Annotated in this window: 2 protein-coding genes; both read right to left on the minus strand. The window is 69.8% G+C overall.

The features are described from left to right. Positions 1-314 (minus strand): gamma carbonic anhydrase family protein (locus AC1DP0_RS21390; RefSeq protein WP_478088513.1); only part of this gene is annotated, 314 nt, incomplete at its 3' end. 1 nt (position 315) lies between these two features. Continuing rightward, the gene (locus AC1DP0_RS21395; RefSeq protein ID WP_478088515.1) at positions 316-1,845 is read right to left on the minus strand and encodes a peptide MFS transporter; all 1,530 of its coding nucleotides are present in this window, start codon (positions 1,843-1,845) and stop codon (positions 316-318) included. Between the last annotated feature and the right edge of the window lie 115 nt (positions 1,846-1,960).

Genomic DNA, 1,960 nt, shown 5'->3' on the forward strand with positions numbered 1-1,960 from the left:
CCGTTGAGCACGACCGAGCCCATCCCGATGAGGCAGTCGTCCTCGATGGTGCAGCCGTGGAGCACGGCGCGGTGGCCGACCGAGACACCGGAGCCGATCGTCGTCGGGTGCCCGGCGTCGGTGTGCACGACGACACCGTCCTGCAGGTTGCTCCGCTCACCGAGCACGATCGGGTCGAAGTCCGCGCGGAGCACCGCGGTGTACCAGACGCTCGACTGCGCCCGGAGGTCCACGGCTCCGACCAGGTCGGCGCTCGGCGCCACCCAGGCGGTCTCGTGGACCGCCGGGGTGACGCCGGCCAGGGTGATGATCACGTCAGCGCACCGGTGCCGCGTCGAGCGCGTGCACCTCGGCGGTGGACATCTTGCGACGGATCCACGGCACGAGCGCGAGCAGCACGCCGGCCACGACGAGGGTGATGACGCCGTTGACGAGGTAGTACGCCGCGTCGCTGAGGCCTCCCATGGCCTGGATGAGCTGCGCGGCGATGGCCTGGCCGGCGGCGCTGCCGAGGAACCACAGGGCCATCGCCTGGCTCGCGAAGGCACGGGGCGCGAGGCGCGTCGTGGCGGAGAGGCCGACCGGCGAGAGACACAGCTCGGCGACCGTCTGCATCACGAAGACACCGCCGAGGATGTAGACCGGCGCCGTGTTGCCCTGGAAGGTGGCGAAGGCCCACGACATGGCGAGCGCGGACAGGCCGATGAGCGCGACACCGAGGACGAACTTCATCGGCGTGGACGGGAAACGGCCGGCGCGCCTGGTCCAGATCCAGCCGAAGACCGGGGCGAGGAGCACGATGGCGAGCGGGTTGATCGACTGGAACCACTCGGGGTTGATCGTGACGCCGGCCGTCTGCTTGACGGTGTTGTCGGCGGCGAAGAGCGCCATCTTGCCGGCGGCCTGCTCGAAGATCATCCAGAAGAGCATCGCGCCGATCCACAGCGGCAGGTAGGCCGCGAGGTGCGACTTCTCCTCGCGCTCGACCTTGGGGCTGCGGAACATCATCGTGAAGTAGGCGATCGGCGTCAGCACGGCGACGATCGAGATCGCGTCGATGACCTGGTCGAGCAGGGTGTCGCGCCACAGGCCGGCGAGCACGACGACCAGTGCGAAGGCGACGACCGCGCCCACCGCGAGACCCGTGACCCGGCCGCGCTCCTGGGGCGAGAGCGGGTTGGGCACGTCGTCGACGGCGGAGCCGAGGGCCCTGCGGCCGAGGACGAACCACGTGATGGCGACGGCCATGCCGACCGCCGCGGCGGAGAACCCGGCGTGGTAGCCGTAGTGCTCGCGCAGCCAGCCGACGACGAGCGGTGAGAAGAACGAGCCGATGTTGATCGACATGTAGAAGATCGAGAAGCCGCCGTCCCGACGGGCGTCATCGGGCCTGTAGAGCGTGCCGACCATGGCGGACACGTTGGGCTTGAGCAGTCCCGTGCCGAGGGCGACGAGCGCGATGCCGAGCCAGGCCGTGCCTGCGGCCGGGATCGCGAGGCAGACGTGGCCGGCCATGATGACGACGGCCCCGTAGAGCGTCGAGCGCCGGGCACCGAAGAGCCGGTCCGCGGTGAAGCCGCCGATGATCGAGAGCAGGTAGACGGAGGCGCCGTAGATCGCGACGACGGCGGTGCCGGTCGTCTTGTCGATGCCGAGGCCGCCGTTGGCGGCGGTGTCGACGAGGAAGTACAGCAGGATGGCGCGCATGCCGTAGTAGGAGAAGCGCTCCCACAGCTCGACGAAGAAGAGCGTCGACAGCCCCTTCGGGTGCCCGAAGAAGGCGCGGTCATCGGCGCGCGAGCCGGCCCGCGGTGTGGGTGGTCGGCTCTGGGTCTGTGTTGACATGCGTTTCTCCCAGCCCCTCGTGAGGGCAGTCTCGACAGTGGGACAACCGCCCCAAACTAAGGGCGTCGCCCGGTCGGACTCAAACTCGCGAGGTGCGCGCGACGCCTCCGCGCAG

It is taken from the genome of Terrabacter sp. P5_B1 (assembly GCF_056400505.1).